The organism is Leucobacter shiyiweii, from assembly GCF_052446065.1.
Classification (GTDB): Bacteria; Actinomycetota; Actinomycetes; order Actinomycetales; family Microbacteriaceae; genus Leucobacter.
The window spans coordinates 1,822,155-1,839,917 of record NZ_CM127080.1 but is presented as its reverse complement, the minus strand read 5'-3'; the positions used below and the strand labels follow the sequence as shown (position 1 = coordinate 1,839,917).

The following is a 17,763-nucleotide window of genomic DNA, read 5'->3' as shown; positions in this document are numbered from 1 at the left end:
GATCTGCCACTACTCTGTGTTCACCACGTAGCCGTATCTCCCTAGGAACTCCACGGGCCTTAATTGCGACGGTTGGCGCCGGAAAAGATAATGAGACCGAGCCGCAGAAACGCCTCTCGGCGGAAGGCCGCTCGAAGCGGCGAAATTTGGAGCCCGGGGTTACTGCGGCCCGGCGTTCTCAGTTTAGCGCGTGCGTCAATCGAGCGTGCCGTCGCGCCATCGGCGAGCTCCGCCATGCAACTCATCTGCGAACGCCGCATACCTGAGCGCGCGAGTCGTGAGTTCTGCAGCGTGCTCATCGTCAAGGCTGTCGCGAGAGTCGGCGACCGAGGCCGCACCGAGCGACATTACGCGGCAGTAGCTTGCCGCACGCTCAAGGGCGATCGCAAGATCGCCCGCGAAGACTCCGCGTAGGAGAGTATCGCAGAGCTCGGCGATCGACTGAGGGTTCACCGGCTCGGCCGCACCGGCGACCACCGGATCTATGGTCACCGATACGCTCTGTCCCGCGCGGAACATGTCCGCAGTCCCCTCCGGGTCTGCATGCACAATTCGGCGCAACAGGTAAATGCGCCACAGCATTCCCGCAAGAGAATGAGCCCCAGCGGTCGCCCAAAGCTCAGCTATATCGTCGATTCCTTCGGTCTCGGCCAGGCCAAGCACGCGTTCGACCACCTCGGGGTCGGCCATCTGGCGCACCCGATCAAGGAGGGCCCAAGAAGTTTCCTGCGCGAGCCGGTGGGCCGCCCCAGGCTCATCTGAACCAATTATCCAATCGAAGCTTGCGGAGGGTTGCAGCACGGGCCGCTGAAAATTGCGCATGTTTTCCTCCCTTGAATGGTCGACGGCGCGAGTCTACGCCGCTCGATACTCAGAGACGTGGATCGAGCATCGAGATTCACCCTGTAGATTAGATGCGGGCCTGTAGCTCAGCTGGCAGAGCATCGGACTTTTAATCCGCGGGTCGCGGGTTCGAGCCCCGCCGGGCCCACTTTCAGCCCCCGTCGCGCAAGTGGCGGGGGCTTTTTCTTGCATTCGAGCACGAGGTAGACGGCGCCCATGATGGTGAAGCCACTGACGTCCCATGCACATGCGGATGGCTTATTCCAAGTGCCGATCGCCGCTAGCGGCCGCGTCGTTTGAGCTGGGCGCGAGCGCGCTTTACTGCCTCCCGTTTCTCGGTCACGGCAGCGAGTTGCGCACCGCGCGAGTTCTTGGGCAACTGCGGCTTCTTCGCGATGGGCTTTTTGGGCTTGCCGCCCGCGGCCTTGGTCTTCGATTGTGGATCGCCAGTGCTTGCCCCGGGCCGCTGACTACGTGCGGTGCGCCCCCGCATGATGCCGACCAACTGCTGCACATCGCCCGCGTCTCGCTCAACCGACCAGGTTGCCCAGATCTCCGTTCCCGCAAGGGGGCTGTCATCGAAGACAGGGATCACCGCGTGGGTGCGCTTCCCCGCAAGATGTCGGGCGAGCGGGAGCGGGAGAAGGATCGCCCCCGCGCCGGATCCCACGAGTTCAACCGCTGCCTCGGCGTGCGCGGGCGCCCACGCAGGATCGTTCCAGGGGGTTGCTGATGGCCAGTCTGAGGCGTGGTCTGGATGCCACAGGAGAGCGATGAGCGCGAGAGTGTCGCGATCCACTGTCTGCTGCTCGGCGAGCTCGTGGTGGACAGCAACGACCAGCGCAACCGACTCGCTATATAAGCGCAGGGCATGCCGATTGCTCCCTGGGTCTGCGTCGCGCGGACTTGCACCGGGTGGCACCCGCTCGAGCACAACGTCGAGGGGTGCTTCGCGCGGGTCCGGCCGGCCTGAGAGCGGCAACGGAACGAGCTCGAGCGGCACCGAAGGCACCGCTTCGGCCCACCGCCTCGCCCACTTCGAGGGGGCAACACCCCGCACGAATCCGAGGCGCAGAGCCCGGATGGGTGGTGTCTGGTCTGAAACGCTCGTCTCGGAAGACGCAGCGGCAGGGGCTGAGCTGGGTATGCCTGGGTCGCTCATGGCGCCACCTCCGAGAATAGTTCGTGGTCGTAGCCGAGCCTGGCCTGTGACAGTGCGATGCGATATTCATCGGGAGTGAGCGGGCCCCGCAGCGGGGTCCCTTCCTCGAGGTATCGTGGCAAGGCGAGACGGGAATGCCCCTGGGGTGGGTGTCCGCTCGCGGGTACCACGCGCCACCATGCCACCGCGTGGCCGTAGAGAGCCATTACCCGGCCCACTCCCCGCGGGGAATTAGATCCCAGCGACTCGGCAATATCACCGTAGGTCATCACGCGGCCGGGCGGGATACGTGCGACCACACCGAGCACTGCGTCGACGAATTCTGGGCTGGGCACGTCTCTAGAGTATGCCGCTTGGGTCTTAAGCGAACGACGATACCCCGAGCAGCATGCCGATTGAGTAAGTGGCGATCACAGCGACACCGCCAAAGAGCAACTGTCGTCCAGCCCCTTTCAGTGGGCTTCGGCCGGTGAACCTCGCCGCTAAGTAGCCAGCGAGCACCAGGCCCACCGCCCCGAAACCGAGCCCCCACCACAGGGTGCCGAATCCGAAGAGGAAGGGCAGTACGGGAATGATCGCTCCGATACCGAACGCAATCAGAGAGGAAAACGCGGCCACCATGGGGGAGGGGCGCTCGTCTGGACTGAGACCGAGTTCGTGGGCGAGGTGCACTTTCAGTGCCTGCTCGGTGCTCGCGTGCACTTGCGAGGCGGCCACGGAAGCGGTGGCCGGTTCCATGCCCAAGTGCGTGAACATCTCCGCAAGCTCTGCCTCTTCCCCTTGAGGGTTGCGTTGGAGTGCGCTGCGCTCAGTTTCAACCTCCACCGCAAGCTGCTCGTTCTGCGTGCGCACCGAGGTGTACTCGCCGAGTGCCATCGAGATCGCGCCCGAGATGAGGCCCGAGACACCGGTGATTGCGATGATGCCAGTGCTGGCACCCGCTGCCGCGATGCCCGTGATGAGGCCTATGTTCGACACGAGCCCATCCATCGCCCCAAACACCGACGCGCGCAACCAGCCGGTGCCCGCTGAGGCGCTGTGCTGGTGGTCGTACTCATGCGGATTGGCAAGATTGAAATCGGTCACGCGTGCTCCTGAGTGTCTGATCTCGGCGGTGTCCGCCGGTCTTCCGGGCACGGATCGCCGGGCCGAAAGGCAACGCTAGCAAGCAAAATGACTTGGTGAGAACCCGTTGAAAAACCTTGCCGTGCAGCCACTCAGGAGTTCGTGGGGGCGAAGTTAAACCGCGAGTCGGACTATAGTCACGCCGCCGCGCGGGGAGAAGCCAATGACCCGTGCGGCCCGCCGGGCTAGTCTGGGGGTATGACTGTCGTGATTGACCCCGCATTCGACCCGGTGCCGTCGCTGGCACGCCAGATCACCGTCTCAGTAGCCGCTTCGGCGCCAGATGCTGGGGCTGTTGCGCATTTCATTGCGTCGACAGGGGAGCTGCCTGAGGGCCTCCCCGAGTCGCTCGATCGGAAAGCGCTCGCCGCCGGCGGTTTTACTGGCAAGCCGGGCCAGACGCTCCTGCTGCCCGGGTCTCCGCTGCGCGTGCTCGTGGGTACCGGATCGGGGCTCGCCACGATTTCCGAGTTGCGCGATGCCGTTGCCAGCTTCACGCGCGCTGCTCGCGAAATCGGGTGGATCGCGGTTGACCTGAGTGATGTGCTCGCTGCTGGCGCCATTCCCGCGCACCACGCAGCACAGGCCGTCACCGAGGGCGCAATCCTCGCACGGTACCGGTTCGATGCGCTGAAGAAGGATCCGAAGACTGTGCAGCTCGAGAAGCTCACGATCGTCGCCGCCGAATCGGATGCGGATCAGTTGGAGGCAGGCATTGAGCGCGGTTTGATACTTGCGCGCACTGCGAGCCTTGCGCGCGACCTCGCAAACACGCCTCCTCGACACTTGAGCGCGGTGAAGTTCGCCGAGATTGCTGTGCGCTTGGGCCCAGAGTTTGGCCTCGAAGTTGAGGTGTTCGACCGACAGCAGCTCATTGAGTTGGGCTGTGGCGGGCTCTTGGGCGTGAACGCGGGGAGTACCGAAGAGCCGCGCATGGTGAAGCTCCGATACCGCCCGACCGCTGCCACCGCGGAGAGTCCGCATCTGGCGCTCGTTGGCAAGGGCATCATGTACGATTCGGGTGGCATCAGCCTGAAGCCGTCGAACGCGATGCACGCAGCGATGAAGCTCGACATGATGGGTGCTGCGGGCGTCTTTGCGGCCATGACATCTTTCCGTGAGCTGGGCGTTGCGACCGCTGTCACAGGCTGGCTCATGTGCACCGACAACATGCCTTCAGGCAGCGCGACGAAGTTGGGCGATGTGCTCACGATTCGGGGCGGCACGACGGTCGAGGTGAAGAATACGGATGCCGAGGGACGGCTGGTGCTCGCCGACGGGCTGGTGCTCGCGACCGAGGAGGGGCGTCGCCCTGACACCATCATCGACGTTGCGACGCTGACTGGGGCGGCGATGGCGGCACTCGGCACTCGCACGGCCGCGATGCTGGCGAACAACGATTCGGTTGCTCAGCAACTGCAGGCGGCCGCCGATGCGACCGACGAGAACATCTGGCGTTTGCCGCTCGATCACCGCTACCGCGAACAACTCAAGAGCGACGTGGCAGACCTCTCGAACATGGGCGGACAGTACGCGGGGGCAATCCTCGCAGCTCTGTTCCTCAACGAGTTCGTGGACGGCCTCCCATGGGGTCACCTCGACATTGCCGGCACCATGCAGTCGGAGCGTGACGACCTGTGGCGATCCACCGGGTCGACTGGCTTCGGCGCGCGTCTGCTCGCAGAGTTCGCTGCAGCATTCGAGCCCCCCACGGCCGAGACCGACGACGAAGTAGGGCTAGAGAGCGAGTAATCGTGTCGACACCAGAGGCGAATGAAGCGGCCGGGACCGTAGGCACGCTGGTGGTGGTCTCAAACCGGCTTCCAGTGGATCGCGTGACCGGCGACGATGGTGTCGTAACGTGGCGCCCCTCGCCGGGTGGACTAGTCACCGCGATGGAACCGGTGGTGCGTGATCTGGGCTGTGTGTGGGTCGGATGGCCTGGCAATGTCGACGAGGAGCTCGCTCCATTCAACGTCGATTCCATGGAGCTTCGCCCCGTATCCCTCGATGCGCAAGATTTCACGGAATACTACGAGGGATTCTCAAACGACACCATCTGGCCGCTGTATCACGACGTCATCTCGGCTCCCGCCTACCACCGTGAGTGGTGGGATCGATATGTCGCGGTGAACCGCAAATTTGCTCTGGCCGCTGCCGAGGCCGCGGAGCCGGGCGCGACCGTCTGGGTGCACGACTACCAGCTGCAGCTCGTGCCCGCGATGCTGCGCGAAGCTCGTCCCGACCTCATCATAGGTTTCTTTCTCCACATTCCGTTCCCGGCGGCAGGTCTGTTCAGTCAGCTCCCCTGGCGGCGGAAGGTGCTGGAGGGGATGCTCGGGGCAGACGTTATCGGGTTTCAGCGTGTGGTGGATGCCGCGAACTTTCGGGCCAGCGTGCGCAGGTACGTTGGTGCGCCTTCGAGTGGCAATGTCATCCTCTTGCCCGAACGCGATGGCTCGGAGAAGCGTCGCGTTCTCGCGCAGGACTTTCCGATATCCATCGATGCGAACGCATTCCAGACGCTCGCGCAGTCAGCGAAGGTGCGCAAACGGGCTCGCGAGATTCGGAGAGAACTTGGTAACCCCAAGCGCATCATGTTGGGGGTGGATCGTCTCGACTACACCAAAGGGATCCGTCATCGTTTGAAGGCGTTCGCTGAGATCCTGAGGGATGGGGAGGTCGCTGCCAGCGACATTACCCTCGTGCAGGTAGCCAGCCCGAGCCGGGAACGCGTCGAGGCGTACCGGCAGCTTCGCGATGAGATCGAAATCACGGTTAGCCGCATCAATGGCGACCACGGAACGATCGCGCACTCCCCGGTCATGTATTTACATCAGGGTGTGCCGCGCGAAGAAATGGCAGCCTTGTATCTCGCCGCCGACGTGCTCGTGGTGACGTCTTTGCGCGACGGTATGAATTTGGTAGCAAAAGAGTACCTGGCCTGCCGTTCTGACGAGCAGGGTGTCTTGGTGTTGAGCGAATTCACCGGCGCGGCAGATGAATTGCGTCGCGCGCTGCTCGTGAACCCGCACGACATCGACGGGCTGAAGGCAGCAATGCTCCAAGCGTTGCGCATGCCTCCCCGTGAGCAGCGTCAGCGCATGAAGGCACTGCGCAAGGTCGTATTCCGCAACGATGTCGCGCGCTGGTCAGAGAGCTTTCTCCGGGCGGTTGAGGCTCAAGCGGCGCAGTGGCGAACGAATGCCGCCGAGACCGACCCGGCATTGATGGTCAACGACCCGGTGTTCCTCTCGCCAGGGCTCGATTCGGCGTTGCTCCGCCTCTCCGCAGAACAGTCGATTCTGGTGGCCTGCGATTTTGATGGCACACTGGCTCCGATCGTGCCGCGGCCTGACGACGCACGCATATCGCCCCGCGCTGAACGGGCGCTCGCCGCCCTCAACGAGGCCCCCGGGGTCCATGTGGCTCTGATTTCCGGCCGCTCGATCGAAAGCCTCAGCGCGACGGGTGTTCAGCTCGATGAGTGGATCGTCGCCGGGTCTCACGGGGCCGAGCTCGTGGGTCTGCCCGATGCGCAGCTGGTTACTGGTGCTCCGAGTGCCGAAGAGCGTGGGCGACTTGCGCGACTCACCGAGGTGCTGCAGGGGTTGGTCGCTTTGACCCCCGGGGCGCGGCTTGAACTCAAACCCTACGGCTGTGCGGTGCACGTGCGGCAAGTGTCCGATTCGGTCGTGGGAGACCGTTTGCTCGCCGAAGCCGCAGCTGCGGTAGCTGACATGGGGGAGGATGCCTCGCAAATCCAGTCTCGCACTGGCAAGCGCGTGTTGGAGTTCTCCGTGCGCCGAGCCAGTAAGGGCGAGGTGCTGGGGATCATTCGCGCCGAGCTTCCCGACGCGACGGTGCTCTTCGTTGGCGACGATGATACCGACGAAGAGGCACTTCAGTCCCTTCGGCCAGGCGATGTTGGTGTGCGAGTTGGCGACGCCCCAACCGTCGCGGAGTATCGGGTGGCTGACCCCGAAGCGGTCGCGGCGTTGCTCTCTCGACTGGTGAACGTGCGCACCGGGCACGTCATCGGGTCGGATTGAGGGTGCCCGGGGCCAGCTTCTCCTTCAATAATCATTTGACTCGCCGAACCAATTGAAATGGAAATGATGACTGAGCTTCTGGTGGATCGCGACTCCTACATCGAAGGATTTGCTCGTTTTGTTGCCGCCGCGCCGACTTCCTATCACGCGGCGAGCGCTCTGGAAGATGCCTTGGTAGCATCGGGTTTTGCTCACTACAGGGAGAGTGATCCCTGGCCTGCGCTTGCAGCGGGCGGTGCCGGATGTGTGCGCCGAGACGGTGCGCTGATCGCCTGGCGGGCAGGGCCGGAGCTCACCGCGACCAGTCCCGTGCGGATTCTGGGAAGCCACACTGACTCGCCCGGCTTTGCACTCAAACCCCATCCTTCCTTTTCGACAGAAGGGTGGGCGCAAGCCGGTGTCGAAGTGTATGGCGGACCACTGCTCAATTCCTGGCTGGATCGCGACCTTGCACTCGCGGGCAGGCTCGTCACGATCGACGGTGGCGAACACCAGGTGTGCACAGGGGCCATCGCCCGGATTCCGCAGCTCGCGATACACCTCGATCGAGAGGCGAACACCGGCCTCACGCTCGACCGCCAGCGCCACACTCAGCCGATTATTGGCGTGGGGGAGGTCTCCGTGCTGAGCCTTCTCGCCGAGGAAGCCGACATTGACGAGGCACAGATCGCCGGAGTCGATGTGCGTCTCGTCGACACGCAGCTGCCCAGCCGGATCGGTGCGGCTGGAGAGCTCTTCGCATCTCCCCGCCTCGACAACCTCAGCGCCGTCTATGCCGGTCTCGTCGCGTTGCTCTATAGCGAACCAGCGCCGGGAACGATCTCGATGATAGCCGCATTCGACCACGAAGAGCTCGGCTCGAGTAGCCGTTCCGGGGCAGCCGGGCCGTTCCTGGCGGAAGTTCTCGAACGCCTGCGTGCTGGGCTTGGAGCTGACGCCGAGGCACGTGCGAGATCCCTCGCTGACTCGTGGTGTCTCTCGGCAGATGCGGGGCACGCCGTTCACCCCAATTACCCGGAGAAGCACGACCCGCGCGTCCGACCGCAAGCCGGTGCCGGGCCGATGCTCAAGGTCAATGCCAACCAGAAGTACGCGAGTGATGCCCATGGGGCGGCTTTGTGGCGGAGGTGCGCTTTAGCTGCGGGAGTCCCGACGCAGGATTTCGTTTCCCACAATGGCGTGCCATGTGGATCCACGATCGGACCGATCACCGCAACGCGCCTCGGAATTCGTACCGTTGACGTCGGGGTGCCGTTGCTATCGATGCACTCTGCCCGCGAACTTGCCCACGTCGATGACCTGCACGGACTCGCGCGCATTTCGGCAAGCTTCTTATCTGGTGCCTGAGCGGGCAAGGTTAGCTAAGATCGACTTTATGAGTGAGTTGAGCGAGTCGAAAAGGGGGGTCGTAACTCTCTCGACGCGCGCGCTGGTGCCATCGATGCAGCGCTTCGGCAGCCGAGAGATCGAGACGACTTTTTTGGGTAATAACAGTGATGGCAATCCCACCTGGATGCTGTGGAACCCGCTGGAGCCGTATCTCATTGGAATTCTGCGCCAGGGCAAGCTTGGTTTCACTCTCGAGCAGCGCACCGACCACGGTGTGATGGTGCATGAGAACATTTCGCTGAAGCGTCTGCAGAAGGCGATCGGCGGCTAGTTTCTGGCCTGCGTCGTGTCGGGATGACTCTTAGGATTCGCGCGAGACTCGCCGGTTTGTTGCTCGATTTGCATGCGGTTCGCTTTTCATCGTAAGCTTACTTCTCGGTAGCCCAAGATGTGAAAGCATCTCGGCCCCATCGTTTAGTGGCCTAGGACACCGCCCTTTCACGGCGGCAGCACGGGTTCGAATCCCGTTGGGGTCACCGCACAATTGAATATAAAATCTGAATAGAACATGGCCCTGTAGCGCAGTTGGTTAGCGCGCCGCCCTGTCACGGCGGAGGTCGCGGGTTCAAGTCCCGTCAGGGTCGCTGGTGAAGAACCCTTCCTAGGAAGGGTTTCTTCGTCTGTGGCGATCAAGCCAAGGCTCTGTAGCTCAGTTGGTAGAGCGTTCGACTGAAAATCGAAAGGTCACCGGATCGATGCCGGTCGGAGCCACGTAGCGGAGAATTACGCCGCTGCTGAACCCTCAAGAGGCTTCTACTCTTGGGGGTTCTTCTATTTTTCCTTGGTCAGGCGGCGATTCTGCGCCGCTTCTGTCGTCGTGCTGCGCTGCCCGTCGTCACCATGCGCGTAGTCACAGGATCCACTTCGGAGCCTACAACCCGAGCTCGCCCCGACCTTGGGCCATTCTTGGGCCATTTCCGTGGCCCGTGATGCTGAACGGATCGGCGAACGCCGTGTCCTTGGAAGCGCTGCCGCGCTTCTTCGCCGCGACCGTCTTCTTGCCGCTCTTCTTCGACTTCAGCTTGTCCGGCTCGAAGAGTCCATCGAGTACAGACCCGGCTCGTCTGGCGACGCCCTCGCGGGCGCGTGAGTAGCGTTCGGTGACTTGCAGGCTGGAGTGCCCTAGTACGGCTTGCACATCGGGTGCTGATGCGCCCGCGTCGAACAGGATCGTGGCGAAGGTGTGCCGGAGGTCGTGCACGCGCAGGTCAGGGCGGCGCAGTGCGGTCTTGATCTTCTCCCACTCGACCGCGCGGCGAAAGTTCCGGGCGGTGAGCCTGCCGCCATTCGGCCCGCTCCACAGCAGGTCGTCCGGCTCCTTGCCCTTGGCTGCTTCGAGAACGTACGGGCGGAGCTGCTTCGTGATCGGCACCTCTCGTTCCTTGTGGCTTTTCGGGCTCTGTTCGATCAGTTCGCCGTTCTTGCCAGGTGAGAAGCTTCGGCTGACGCGGAGAATACCCTGCCGTAAGTCGGCATCGCGCACACGCATCGCGGTCGCCTCACCCGCACGCATCCCTGTGAATACGAGGGCTGCGGCGTAGCGGCGGTATACGCTTGGCTCGATGAGTTCGACCATCTTCGTGATCTGTCGCACGGTGAGCGCCCGCGAAGTCGGCGACACAGAGGTGTCCTGGCTCGGGCGCTTTACCTCGCGTGCCGGGTTGTAGTCGATGATCCTCGCCCGCCTTGCTCCGTCGAGCAAGCGGCTGAGCACCGCGAGCGAATCGACTTTGATTGACGGCGAACCCGTCCACGACACCATCGCCGACTCGATGAGCGGCGAGGTGATGTCTTCGAGCTTCTTATCGCCGAGGGTCGGTTGCACTCGCTTGCGCCACGACACGTCGTACCCGCGCGCCGTTCCGACTCGCACCGACGCGGCGACGGCAGGCCAGTAGCGCTCGTGCCACTGGGTGAGGGTCATACCCGCGTTCGGATTGCGGCCAGCAATCTCTTTCGCCAGTTCCCGCTTCGCCTCCGCGAGCGTGAGGAACATGCGCGAGCGATGCTGCTTGGTCCCCGCCAGATCGGTGACCGTCACGCGAATCTGATACCGGTTGCGATCCGCGCGCCACCGTATCCCCTCGGGCAGCGGGCGACCTGTCTTCGGGTCGATGCGCCACGGGGAAGTGTTCGACGGTCGACCAGCCATCAGCGTCTCGTTCCGCCGACTTCAAGAAACTCGTCGATCGTGTCAGTACGCCAGAGCTTGTGCTTGCCCACCTCGGCATCCGGCACAGGTATCAACCCCTCGCGGCGCAGCTTGTCGAACGTCGGCAGCGGCACCCGGCATCGGGCGGCGGCCTCAGCGCGCGTGAGGTAGTCCATCTTGGTCGTCGCCTCGGTCATGTCCTTTCCTCTCATCGGGTGCGGGTGAACACTAGCCATCTCTAGCGTTTTTGCGAGTACCTGATATTAGAGCACAAACAACGTGTAACCGCAACTACATGAGATAACGCGTGTTTCCGATAGACTCGTGCGCATGGCACTACCCACGCCCCGCGCAGGGGATCAGAGCGCAGACGGGCTGCTCACGCAGACCGACCTGCCTGCGGGCTGGCATCTCGCTTCTCGCTTTCCCGGCGAGCGCCCTGACGATGCGAGCGACGAGATCGACCGCGTACTCGGCTACGATGACCAGGCGTCGGGCGAGGCCGCCGACTCGGGGCAGAACGAAACTGCGGATGGCCGCTGGCGCTACATCGAGCACGTGGGCACCGCGACACGGGTGATGATCCGTTTGCAGCGGCAGCTGTACGCCACTCCCGAAGAAGTGCGCATCACGGGCGTGATCTATCTGCCGTGGCGACCGGGTGACCCCATCACCAGCCACCTCCTGCGCGAATTGCCGACCGCGAAGATCGAGGCCGCGATCAACAAGCGACTATTCGCGATGAAACGCGTCGCCACCGTCACCGGCAACAAGATCGTGCTTCCAAACGGCCGCAAGGTCCGCGACCGTGACCTCTTGAAGCCGCTCGGCAACCCGAAGCAGGTGCCCGACTTCTACGAACTCGTTGCGTTGCAGCACGGCAAGCTGTCAGGCCAAGGTGACGAGAACCCATCCGCGACAATGGCCGAGATCAACGGCGTCGCCCTCAGCACGGCACAGGGCTGGGTTGCCAAGGCCCGCAGCCGCGGGTTATTGCCGCCCGGTCGTCGCGGGCGTGCGGGCTAGACGTTTCGGTTGCTGGCTCGTGGGAGAAACCTGCTTTGTCCTACCCTCACGGTAGTTTTGATATGGACACCGTTTTGCTGCGGTGATGCGGAAGGTAGGAGGACAGTTGAGGCTCACGCTCAAAGAGATTGAGGCGCGGGTTCAGGCTGCCGCCGACCGTTCAAGTTTCGACCGCGACTTCATCTTCGACCTGCTGCTCGCGTATGGACGCAGCCAGGGCAACATCACCAGGCTTCGTTCGACTGCGGTGAGCTCGCTCAACGTCGCAGTAGACCCGACTACTGAGGTTGCGCAGAAGAACACCATCTATTTCAAAGAAGTTCCCGAGGGCTCAGAAGAGGCTCACCTCGCGGTGATTGAAGAGCTCAGCACCTCACCCACCGTGGTTCGCTACAACACCCGATTTGTGATCGTCACCGACTACATCACGCTGCTGGCCAAAGACACCAAGACTGGTGACACACTCACGGTTCCGATTCGTGAGATCGCCGATCACTTCACATTCTTCCTGCCCTGGGCAGGCATGGAGAAAGCGCAGTACACCGCCGAGGCGCATGCCGATGTGAAGGCGGCTGAACGCATGGCGAAGCTCTTCGATGAGCTCATCAAGCTAAACCCAGAAGCCAACCAGACCCAGCTCGGGCGGCACTCGCTCAACGTCTTCTTCACTCGGCTGCTGTTCTGCTTCTTTGCTGAAGATACCGGCATCTTTGATGAGGGCCAGTTCACGCAGGCCGTTGAAAGCCTCACCCAGCCCGATGGCTCAGATTTGCATGACTTCCTCGCTGATCTTTTCATCGCTCTCGATACCGAGCGTGCCGAGGACAAGAAGAGCTACGTTGCCGGATTCCCATACGTCAATGGCCACCTCTTCACGGTGAAGCCAGACCAAACGGTGCCAATCTTCAATAAGAAGGCTCGCGACTATCTGCTTGAGAGCGGCAAGCTGCTGTGGAGCGAGATCAACCCCGACATCTTCGGGTCGATGTTCCAAGCCATCGTGACACCCGGTCAACGCTCCGATCTTGGTCAGCACTACACGTCGGTGCCGAATATTCTGAAGACCATCGAACCGTTGTTTCTTGACGAGCTCAAAGCTGAGTTCGATGCCTTGTTCGACAACGAGAAGAAGCTCGTCGCTCTGCTGAACCGCATCGCCAAGATAAGAGTCTTCGACCCTGCGTGTGGATCGGGCAACTTCCTCATCATCGCTTATAAGGAGCTCCGCAAGCTCGAACACGCGATCCTCGAACAGCTCAGTGAATTGCGCGGGAGCCACTACGGTCTGTTCGACTCCTCGGTGAGCATCGAGAACTTCTACGGTATTGAGATTGATGACTTCGCTGTCGAGGTCGCGATCCTTTCGTTGTGGATTGCCAAGCACCAGATGAACGTCGAGTTCCGGCAGAAGTTCGGCACCGATATCCCGCTGATCCCGCTGAAAGCGATGGGCCAGGTTGAGGTCGGCAACGCCATCCGCATCAAGTGGGAGGACGTCTGTCCGAATGACCGTGAGGCAGAGATCTATCTCATTGGGAATCCTCCGTATTTGGGAAGTCGTAACCAAAAACCCGAGCACAAAGAAGACCTAAAAACCGTGACGTCAAAATTCAAGAGCCTTGACTATGTGAGCGCATGGTTCATCAAGGGTGCTGACTACATACGGAACTCCCAGGCCGAACTTGCGTTTGTTTCGACTAACTCCGTGGCGCAGGGAGAGCAAGTCGGGTTGCTTTGGCCGACAGTGTTAGGTGATGATTTAGAAATCGGCTATGCGTACACTTCGTTTAAATGGTCAAACTCCGCAAAGGGGTCAGCCGGAGTGACGTGTGTGGTGGTTAACCTTCGTGAACTCAGTAGTCGCCCCAAGATTCTCTTTGGTGATGGTGTTAGCCATACTGTTTCGAGAATCAACCCTTATCTTTCTGAAGGGCCAGACATTTGGATAGGACGGAGAAGTACTCCACTTAGTTCCTCTTTGCCTCGTCTAGGGTACGGCTCAATGCCAAATGACGGGGGAAACCTCCTGCTCACGGACCAAGAGAAAGATGCTCTACTAGGAGCTGCGCCAGAGGCAATCGGGTACTTGCGAAAGTTCAGTGGCTCAGACGAGTTCATTAAAGGGAAGACTCGCTGGTGCCTTGTTATCCCTGATGAAGAGTTAGAAGAGGCAACGAGGATTGAGCCAATCTCGCGGCGGCTCAGTGCAGTACGGGAAAAGAGGGAGAAGAGTACAGAAAAGTCGACGCGAGTCTTGGCTGATACCCCACACCGCTTCTACTTCTTCGCGCATCAGGACACGGACTCGATCATCGTTCCAGCAACCTCATCAGAACGTCGTGAGTATATTCCGATCGGTTATCTCGACGGGGGCACGGTTATTTCAAACCTGGCCAGTGCTGCCTACAATGCGGAACCGTGGGTGTTCGCATTGCTGACTTCACGGATGCACATGGTCTGGACGCGTGCAGTCGGTGGCAAGCTGAAGACCGACTATCGGTACTCGAACACCATCGTCTATAACAACTTCCCAGTGCCTCCTCTTTCAGACGCACTGAAAGAGGAGCTGACCGAGCGAGCACTGCGTGTGCTCGATGTGCGCGAGTATCACTCCGAACTCACACTTGCCGACCTATATGACCCCGACAAGATGCCAGAGAACCTGCGCCGGGCTCATCGAGAGCTCGATGATCTAGTGGACTCAATTTATCGGAAGCGCGACTTCTCGAGCGATGAGGAACGGCTGTCATTACTGTTTGAGATGTACGCGAAGATGACGGAAGCCGAGGGCAAGAAATGAACCCGCGCCGCACCCCGAGACACGCTGCGAATCCGCTTGGTAATCTGATTGATGTGCACTACGCGCAGACCGGCGCAAGCGTAAACACCGACGAGTACGGCATGCGTGAGATGCAACAACGTGTCTTCGCGCAGCGCGGTGCGAAGTATCTGCTGGTGAAGGCCCCGCCCGCTTCGGGTAAGTCACGGGCGCTCATGTTCGTGGGGCTCGATAAACTCTACGAGCAAGGTCTCAAGAAGGTCGTCGTTGCGGTGCCGGAGCGATCCATTGGGCAGTCCTTCGCAACTACCAAGCTCACCGAGCATGGCTTCTGGGCAGATTGGGAAGTGAAGCCCGAGAACAATCTCTGCACTCCTGGCGGTACCTCGGCCGGCAAGGTCGAGCAGTTCGTGCGATTCATGCACAGCACCGATCCGGTGCTCGTCTGCACCCACGCCACACTGCGCTTCGCGTTTGAGAAACTGACGCCCGCTGATTTCGATGATACGGTGCTGGCGATTGACGAGTTCCACCATGTCTCGGCAGACACGGAGTCGAGCCGACTAGGGGCGTTGCTTGCTGATGTAATGGCTGAGTCTGATGCGCATATCGTCGCCATGACCGGCTCTTACTTCCGCGGTGATAGCGTGCCGGTGCTGCGCCCTGAGGTGGAGAGTATGTTCACCCCGGTCACGTTCAACTACTACGACCAATTGAACGGATACCGTCACCTGAAGTCGCTCGGCATCGGGCATCACTTCTATCAGGGGCGTTGGTATGACGCACTCGAGGAGGTGCTTGATCTCGACAAGAAGACAATCCTGCACATCCCCAACGTGAACAGCGGTGAGTCCACGAAAGACAAGATCGAAGAAGTCGGTCGAGTCATCGAGACCATAGGCGAATGGGTCTCCACCGACCCCGAGACCGGCATCATGTCCATTCGGCGGCGAGACAACGGCGAACTGCTGCGTGTCGCTGATCTTGTTGACGACACCGACCAGATCAAGCGAGGGCTGACGCTCGCGCATCTCACCGAGGTCGGTTCGAAGGATCGCGACGCGGTAGACATCATCATCGCGCTTGGCATGGCCAAGGAGGGGTTCGACTGGCCGTCTGCTGAGCACGCACTCACGGTTGGTTATCGTGCTTCACTCACCGAGGTTATCCAGATCATCGGTCGTGTCACCCGCGATAGCGAAGGCAAGCCGCACGCGCAGTTCACCAACCTCATCGCCCAGCCCGACGCGACAACTGATGATGTGACGCTCGCGGTGAACAACATGCTCAAAGCCATCACCGCGTCACTGCTAATGGAGCAGGTGCTCGCAGAGAACTTCACGTTCAAGGCGAAGCGCGGTAACGATGATGCGCCGAAAGCCGGCGAACTGCGTATTGAGGGGTTCAAGGAGCCTTCTTCGCTGCGAGTGAAGCAGATCATCGACACCGATCTGAACGACCTGAAAGCGACGATTCTGCAAGACGATTCCTTTGCAAAGGCTGCGAGTGGTGGGCTCGACCCCGAGGTATCGAACAAGGTGCTGATCCCGAAGATCATTCGCGAACGCTATCCCGACCTGAACGAAACTCAGGTCGAAGAAGTGCGCCAGCAGGTGATCGTGGACTCGGTGATCAAGAACGGTGAAGTGAAGACCGTGGGCGATGACCGGTTCGTGAAGATGCAGAACAGGTTTGTGAAGGTGACCGAACTCAGCATCAACCTGATCGACAAAGTGAACCCATTCCAGCGTGCGTTCGAGGTGCTGTCGAAGTCGGTCACCACGTCGGTGCTGCGCGTGATGCAAGACGTGATTGCCTCTACTCGGGTTGAGGTCACGGAAGAGGAAGCGTTGGCGACGTGGCCGAAGATTCAGCAGTTCAGTAAAGTTGAGGGGCGAGCTCCGAATATTCGGAGCGAAGACCCGATTGAGAAGCGCTACGCCGAGGTGCTGGTGTGGTTGCAGCGTATGAAGGCCGAAGCGGCGGCACAGAGAGCCGCGCGTGACGCGGAAGGGCAACTGCTATGAGCGATCAGCCGTTCCCTGTTGACATTCTTTCCTTCGACAATCTGCAAGCGATCTTCGACACTGAAGATGCCCTGCTGAACGCGCCCGAGAAGCCGAAGAAGATCACCGCAACGGATCGACTTGAGCGATCCTTTATCGAGATCATCGATTTTGTGCGCGAACACGGGCGCGAGCCGAGCGCAGCAACTCGCGAGATCGCCGAGCGCAAGCTCGGTGCCAGGCTCGAAGGCATCCGCATCAACCCCGAGAAAGCCGAACTGCTGCGAGAGCTTGACGAACTCGGGTTGCTGAATGAGCCTGAAGCCCCCTCATCGCTTGAGGATCTTCTGAGTCTCGATGGAGGTGCCGACGAGCTCGGGCTACTGGCTGACCCGAGTGGTCTGCACGATGTTGCTGCGCTACCTGTTGACCGCCGCATACATTCCGTAACCGGGCAAGGTGCGCAGCGTGAGAAGTGTGAAGACTTCGACCAGTTCGAGCCGCTGTTCAAACAGAAACACGCGGAACTCGCAGATGGCGGGGCCAAGCTGGTTCCGTTCCGTGGCGGGAAGACGATCCAGCAAGGAGCTTTCTTCGTGCTGAACGGCATGATGATGTTTGTAGCCGAGGTCGGTGAGCCCGAGTACAAGAAGACCACGGTGCGTGAGAATCGCCGCGAACGACTGCGGCTCATCTTCGAGAACGGAACCGAGTCGGCCATGTACCGGCAATCCCTCAACATTCGTTTCGGCGACGGTGATGGCGGGTACGAGATTGTGCCTACTGGATACGAGACACTGCTGGCTGATGATGTCGCGACGGGTTGGGTGTATGTGCTGCGCTCCCTCAGCGATGATCGTCAGATCGCTTCACGCGACAGCCTTTACAAGATCGGCTTCTCAACCACGCCAGTAGAGAAACGTATAGCGAACGCCGTGAACGAGCCCACCTACCTTATGGCACCGGTTGAGATCGTTGAAACCTACCGCACCTACAACATGAAGACCTCGGTGCTCGAACACCTGCTGCATCGAGTGTTTGCGGATGCTCGTCTGAAGATTAACCAGACCGGCGTAGACGGTCGCACTTACAACGTGACGGAATGGTTCGAGGTGCCGTTGTCGGCGATCCGTCAGGCAGCCGATCTAATCGTCAGCGGTGAGATCGTGGAGTATTCCTACGCCTCGGACGTGCAAGCTCTTGTACCGATAGCCAATTAGAACCACGGG

14 protein-coding genes and 4 tRNA genes are annotated in these 17,763 nt (G+C 60.9%); 12 read left to right on the top strand and 6 right to left on the bottom strand.

Annotated features, from left to right (window positions below; all coding sequences use genetic code 11):
* Positions 1-195: 195 nt before the first annotated feature.
* Complete coding sequence (locus ACTNFJ_RS08490; RefSeq protein ID WP_435905876.1) at positions 196-822, bottom strand: hypothetical protein; 627 nt, start codon at positions 820-822, stop codon at positions 196-198.
* A 96-nt stretch (positions 823-918) separates the two neighbouring features.
* Here ACTNFJ_RS08490 and ACTNFJ_RS08485 point away from each other — a divergent pair.
* A tRNA-Lys gene (locus tag ACTNFJ_RS08485) sits at positions 919-991 on the top strand.
* A 132-nt stretch (positions 992-1,123) separates the two neighbouring features.
* Here the strand turns inward: ACTNFJ_RS08485 and ACTNFJ_RS08480 are convergent.
* The 3 genes from ACTNFJ_RS08480 to ACTNFJ_RS08470 are packed head-to-tail and all read right to left on the bottom strand — an operon-like array spanning position 1,124 to position 3,091.
* On the bottom strand, positions 1,124-2,005 hold the full coding sequence (locus ACTNFJ_RS08480) for a LysR substrate-binding domain-containing protein (RefSeq protein ID WP_435905875.1): 882 nt from the start codon (positions 2,003-2,005) through the stop codon (positions 1,124-1,126).
* The gene (locus ACTNFJ_RS08475) at positions 2,002-2,340 is read right to left on the bottom strand and encodes an MGMT family protein (protein ID WP_435905874.1); all 339 of its coding nucleotides are present in this window, start codon (positions 2,338-2,340) and stop codon (positions 2,002-2,004) included. Before ACTNFJ_RS08475 ends, ACTNFJ_RS08480 begins: the two co-directional genes overlap by 4 nt.
* A gap of 25 nt (positions 2,341-2,365) precedes the next feature.
* A complete protein-coding gene (locus ACTNFJ_RS08470; protein ID WP_435905873.1) occupies positions 2,366-3,091 on the bottom strand; it encodes a VIT1/CCC1 transporter family protein in 726 nt (241 codons plus the stop codon).
* Positions 3,092-3,328: 237 nt separating this feature from the next.
* Here ACTNFJ_RS08470 and ACTNFJ_RS08465 point away from each other — a divergent pair, with 237 nt between their 5' ends.
* The 7 genes from ACTNFJ_RS08465 to ACTNFJ_RS08435 all read left to right on the top strand — a co-directional run bounded on the left by ACTNFJ_RS08465 (position 3,329) and on the right by ACTNFJ_RS08435 (position 9,282).
* Positions 3,329-4,882: a leucyl aminopeptidase gene (locus ACTNFJ_RS08465; RefSeq protein WP_435905872.1), complete on the top strand. Its 1,554-nt coding sequence runs from the start codon at positions 3,329-3,331 to the stop codon at positions 4,880-4,882.
* A 2-nt stretch (positions 4,883-4,884) separates the two neighbouring features.
* Positions 4,885-7,182 (top strand): bifunctional alpha,alpha-trehalose-phosphate synthase (UDP-forming)/trehalose-phosphatase, encoded by a 2,298-nt coding sequence (locus ACTNFJ_RS08460; RefSeq protein WP_435905871.1) that lies wholly within the window; start codon positions 4,885-4,887, stop codon positions 7,180-7,182.
* A gap of 66 nt (positions 7,183-7,248) precedes the next feature.
* On the top strand, positions 7,249-8,529 hold the full coding sequence (locus ACTNFJ_RS08455) for a M18 family aminopeptidase (RefSeq protein ID WP_435905870.1): 1,281 nt from the start codon (positions 7,249-7,251) through the stop codon (positions 8,527-8,529).
* A 28-nt stretch (positions 8,530-8,557) separates the two neighbouring features.
* Positions 8,558-8,842 carry a hypothetical protein gene (locus tag ACTNFJ_RS08450; RefSeq protein WP_435905869.1) on the top strand — a complete coding sequence of 95 codons (285 nt, stop codon included), beginning with the start codon at positions 8,558-8,560 and terminating at the stop codon, positions 8,840-8,842.
* A 132-nt stretch (positions 8,843-8,974) separates the two neighbouring features.
* A tRNA-Glu gene (locus tag ACTNFJ_RS08445) sits at positions 8,975-9,047 on the top strand.
* Between the two features lie 34 nt (positions 9,048-9,081).
* Positions 9,082-9,155: transfer RNA gene (locus ACTNFJ_RS08440), tRNA-Asp, on the top strand.
* 54 nt (positions 9,156-9,209) lie between these two features.
* Positions 9,210-9,282 (top strand) — tRNA-Phe (locus ACTNFJ_RS08435).
* Positions 9,283-9,442: 160 nt separating this feature from the next.
* On the opposite strand, the gene ACTNFJ_RS08430 is transcribed toward ACTNFJ_RS08435, so the two are convergent.
* Both ACTNFJ_RS08430 and ACTNFJ_RS08425 read right to left on the bottom strand, forming a co-directional pair.
* Positions 9,443-10,723, bottom strand: coding sequence for a tyrosine-type recombinase/integrase (locus tag ACTNFJ_RS08430; protein ID WP_435905868.1), 1,281 nt, complete (start codon positions 10,721-10,723; stop codon positions 9,443-9,445).
* Positions 10,723-10,920 carry a helix-turn-helix domain-containing protein gene (locus ACTNFJ_RS08425; RefSeq protein WP_435905867.1) on the bottom strand — a complete coding sequence of 66 codons (198 nt, stop codon included), beginning with the start codon at positions 10,918-10,920 and terminating at the stop codon, positions 10,723-10,725. Before ACTNFJ_RS08425 ends, ACTNFJ_RS08430 begins: the two co-directional genes overlap by 1 nt.
* 133 nt (positions 10,921-11,053) lie before the next feature.
* Here ACTNFJ_RS08425 and ACTNFJ_RS08420 point away from each other — a divergent pair, with 133 nt between their 5' ends.
* The 4 genes from ACTNFJ_RS08420 to ACTNFJ_RS08405 all read left to right on the top strand — a co-directional run bounded on the left by ACTNFJ_RS08420 (position 11,054) and on the right by ACTNFJ_RS08405 (position 17,754).
* The gene (locus tag ACTNFJ_RS08420; RefSeq protein ID WP_435905866.1) at positions 11,054-11,749 is read left to right on the top strand and encodes a hypothetical protein; all 696 of its coding nucleotides are present in this window, start codon (positions 11,054-11,056) and stop codon (positions 11,747-11,749) included.
* An 85-nt stretch (positions 11,750-11,834) separates the two neighbouring features.
* Positions 11,835-14,549 (top strand): DNA methyltransferase, encoded by a 2,715-nt coding sequence (locus tag ACTNFJ_RS08415; RefSeq protein ID WP_444711775.1) that lies wholly within the window; start codon positions 11,835-11,837, stop codon positions 14,547-14,549.
* Complete coding sequence (locus tag ACTNFJ_RS08410) at positions 14,546-16,555, top strand: DEAD/DEAH box helicase (RefSeq protein WP_435905864.1); 2,010 nt, start codon at positions 14,546-14,548, stop codon at positions 16,553-16,555. Before ACTNFJ_RS08415 ends, ACTNFJ_RS08410 begins: the two co-directional genes overlap by 4 nt.
* Positions 16,552-17,754: a GIY-YIG nuclease family protein gene (locus tag ACTNFJ_RS08405; protein ID WP_435905863.1), complete on the top strand. Its 1,203-nt coding sequence runs from the start codon at positions 16,552-16,554 to the stop codon at positions 17,752-17,754. Before ACTNFJ_RS08410 ends, ACTNFJ_RS08405 begins: the two co-directional genes overlap by 4 nt.
* Positions 17,755-17,763 lie beyond the last annotated feature (9 nt).

What these genes read in the sequence shown, in the direction of transcription:
- ACTNFJ_RS08490 (WP_435905876.1), bottom strand. Translation starts at nt 822, where the DNA reads ATGCGCAATTTTCAGCGGCCCGTGCTGCAACCCTCCGCAAGCTTCGAT.
- ACTNFJ_RS08455 (WP_435905870.1), top strand. Translation starts at nt 7,249, where the DNA reads ATGACTGAGCTTCTGGTGGATCGCGACTCCTACATCGAAGGATTTGCT.
- ACTNFJ_RS08410 (WP_435905864.1), top strand. Translation starts at nt 14,546, where the DNA reads ATGAACCCGCGCCGCACCCCGAGACACGCTGCGAATCCGCTTGGTAAT.
- ACTNFJ_RS08465 (WP_435905872.1), top strand. Translation starts at nt 3,329, where the DNA reads ATGACTGTCGTGATTGACCCCGCATTCGACCCGGTGCCGTCGCTGGCA.
- ACTNFJ_RS08450 (WP_435905869.1), top strand. Translation starts at nt 8,558, where the DNA reads ATGAGTGAGTTGAGCGAGTCGAAAAGGGGGGTCGTAACTCTCTCGACG.
- ACTNFJ_RS08425 (WP_435905867.1), bottom strand. Translation starts at nt 10,920, where the DNA reads ATGACCGAGGCGACGACCAAGATGGACTACCTCACGCGCGCTGAGGCC.
- ACTNFJ_RS08405 (WP_435905863.1), top strand. Translation starts at nt 16,552, where the DNA reads ATGAGCGATCAGCCGTTCCCTGTTGACATTCTTTCCTTCGACAATCTG.
- ACTNFJ_RS08480 (WP_435905875.1), bottom strand. Translation starts at nt 2,005, where the DNA reads ATGAGCGACCCAGGCATACCCAGCTCAGCCCCTGCCGCTGCGTCTTCC.
- ACTNFJ_RS08430 (WP_435905868.1), bottom strand. Translation starts at nt 10,723, where the DNA reads ATGGCTGGTCGACCGTCGAACACTTCCCCGTGGCGCATCGACCCGAAG.
- ACTNFJ_RS08420 (WP_435905866.1), top strand. Translation starts at nt 11,054, where the DNA reads ATGGCACTACCCACGCCCCGCGCAGGGGATCAGAGCGCAGACGGGCTG.
- ACTNFJ_RS08415 (WP_444711775.1), top strand. Translation starts at nt 11,835, where the DNA reads ATGCGGAAGGTAGGAGGACAGTTGAGGCTCACGCTCAAAGAGATTGAG.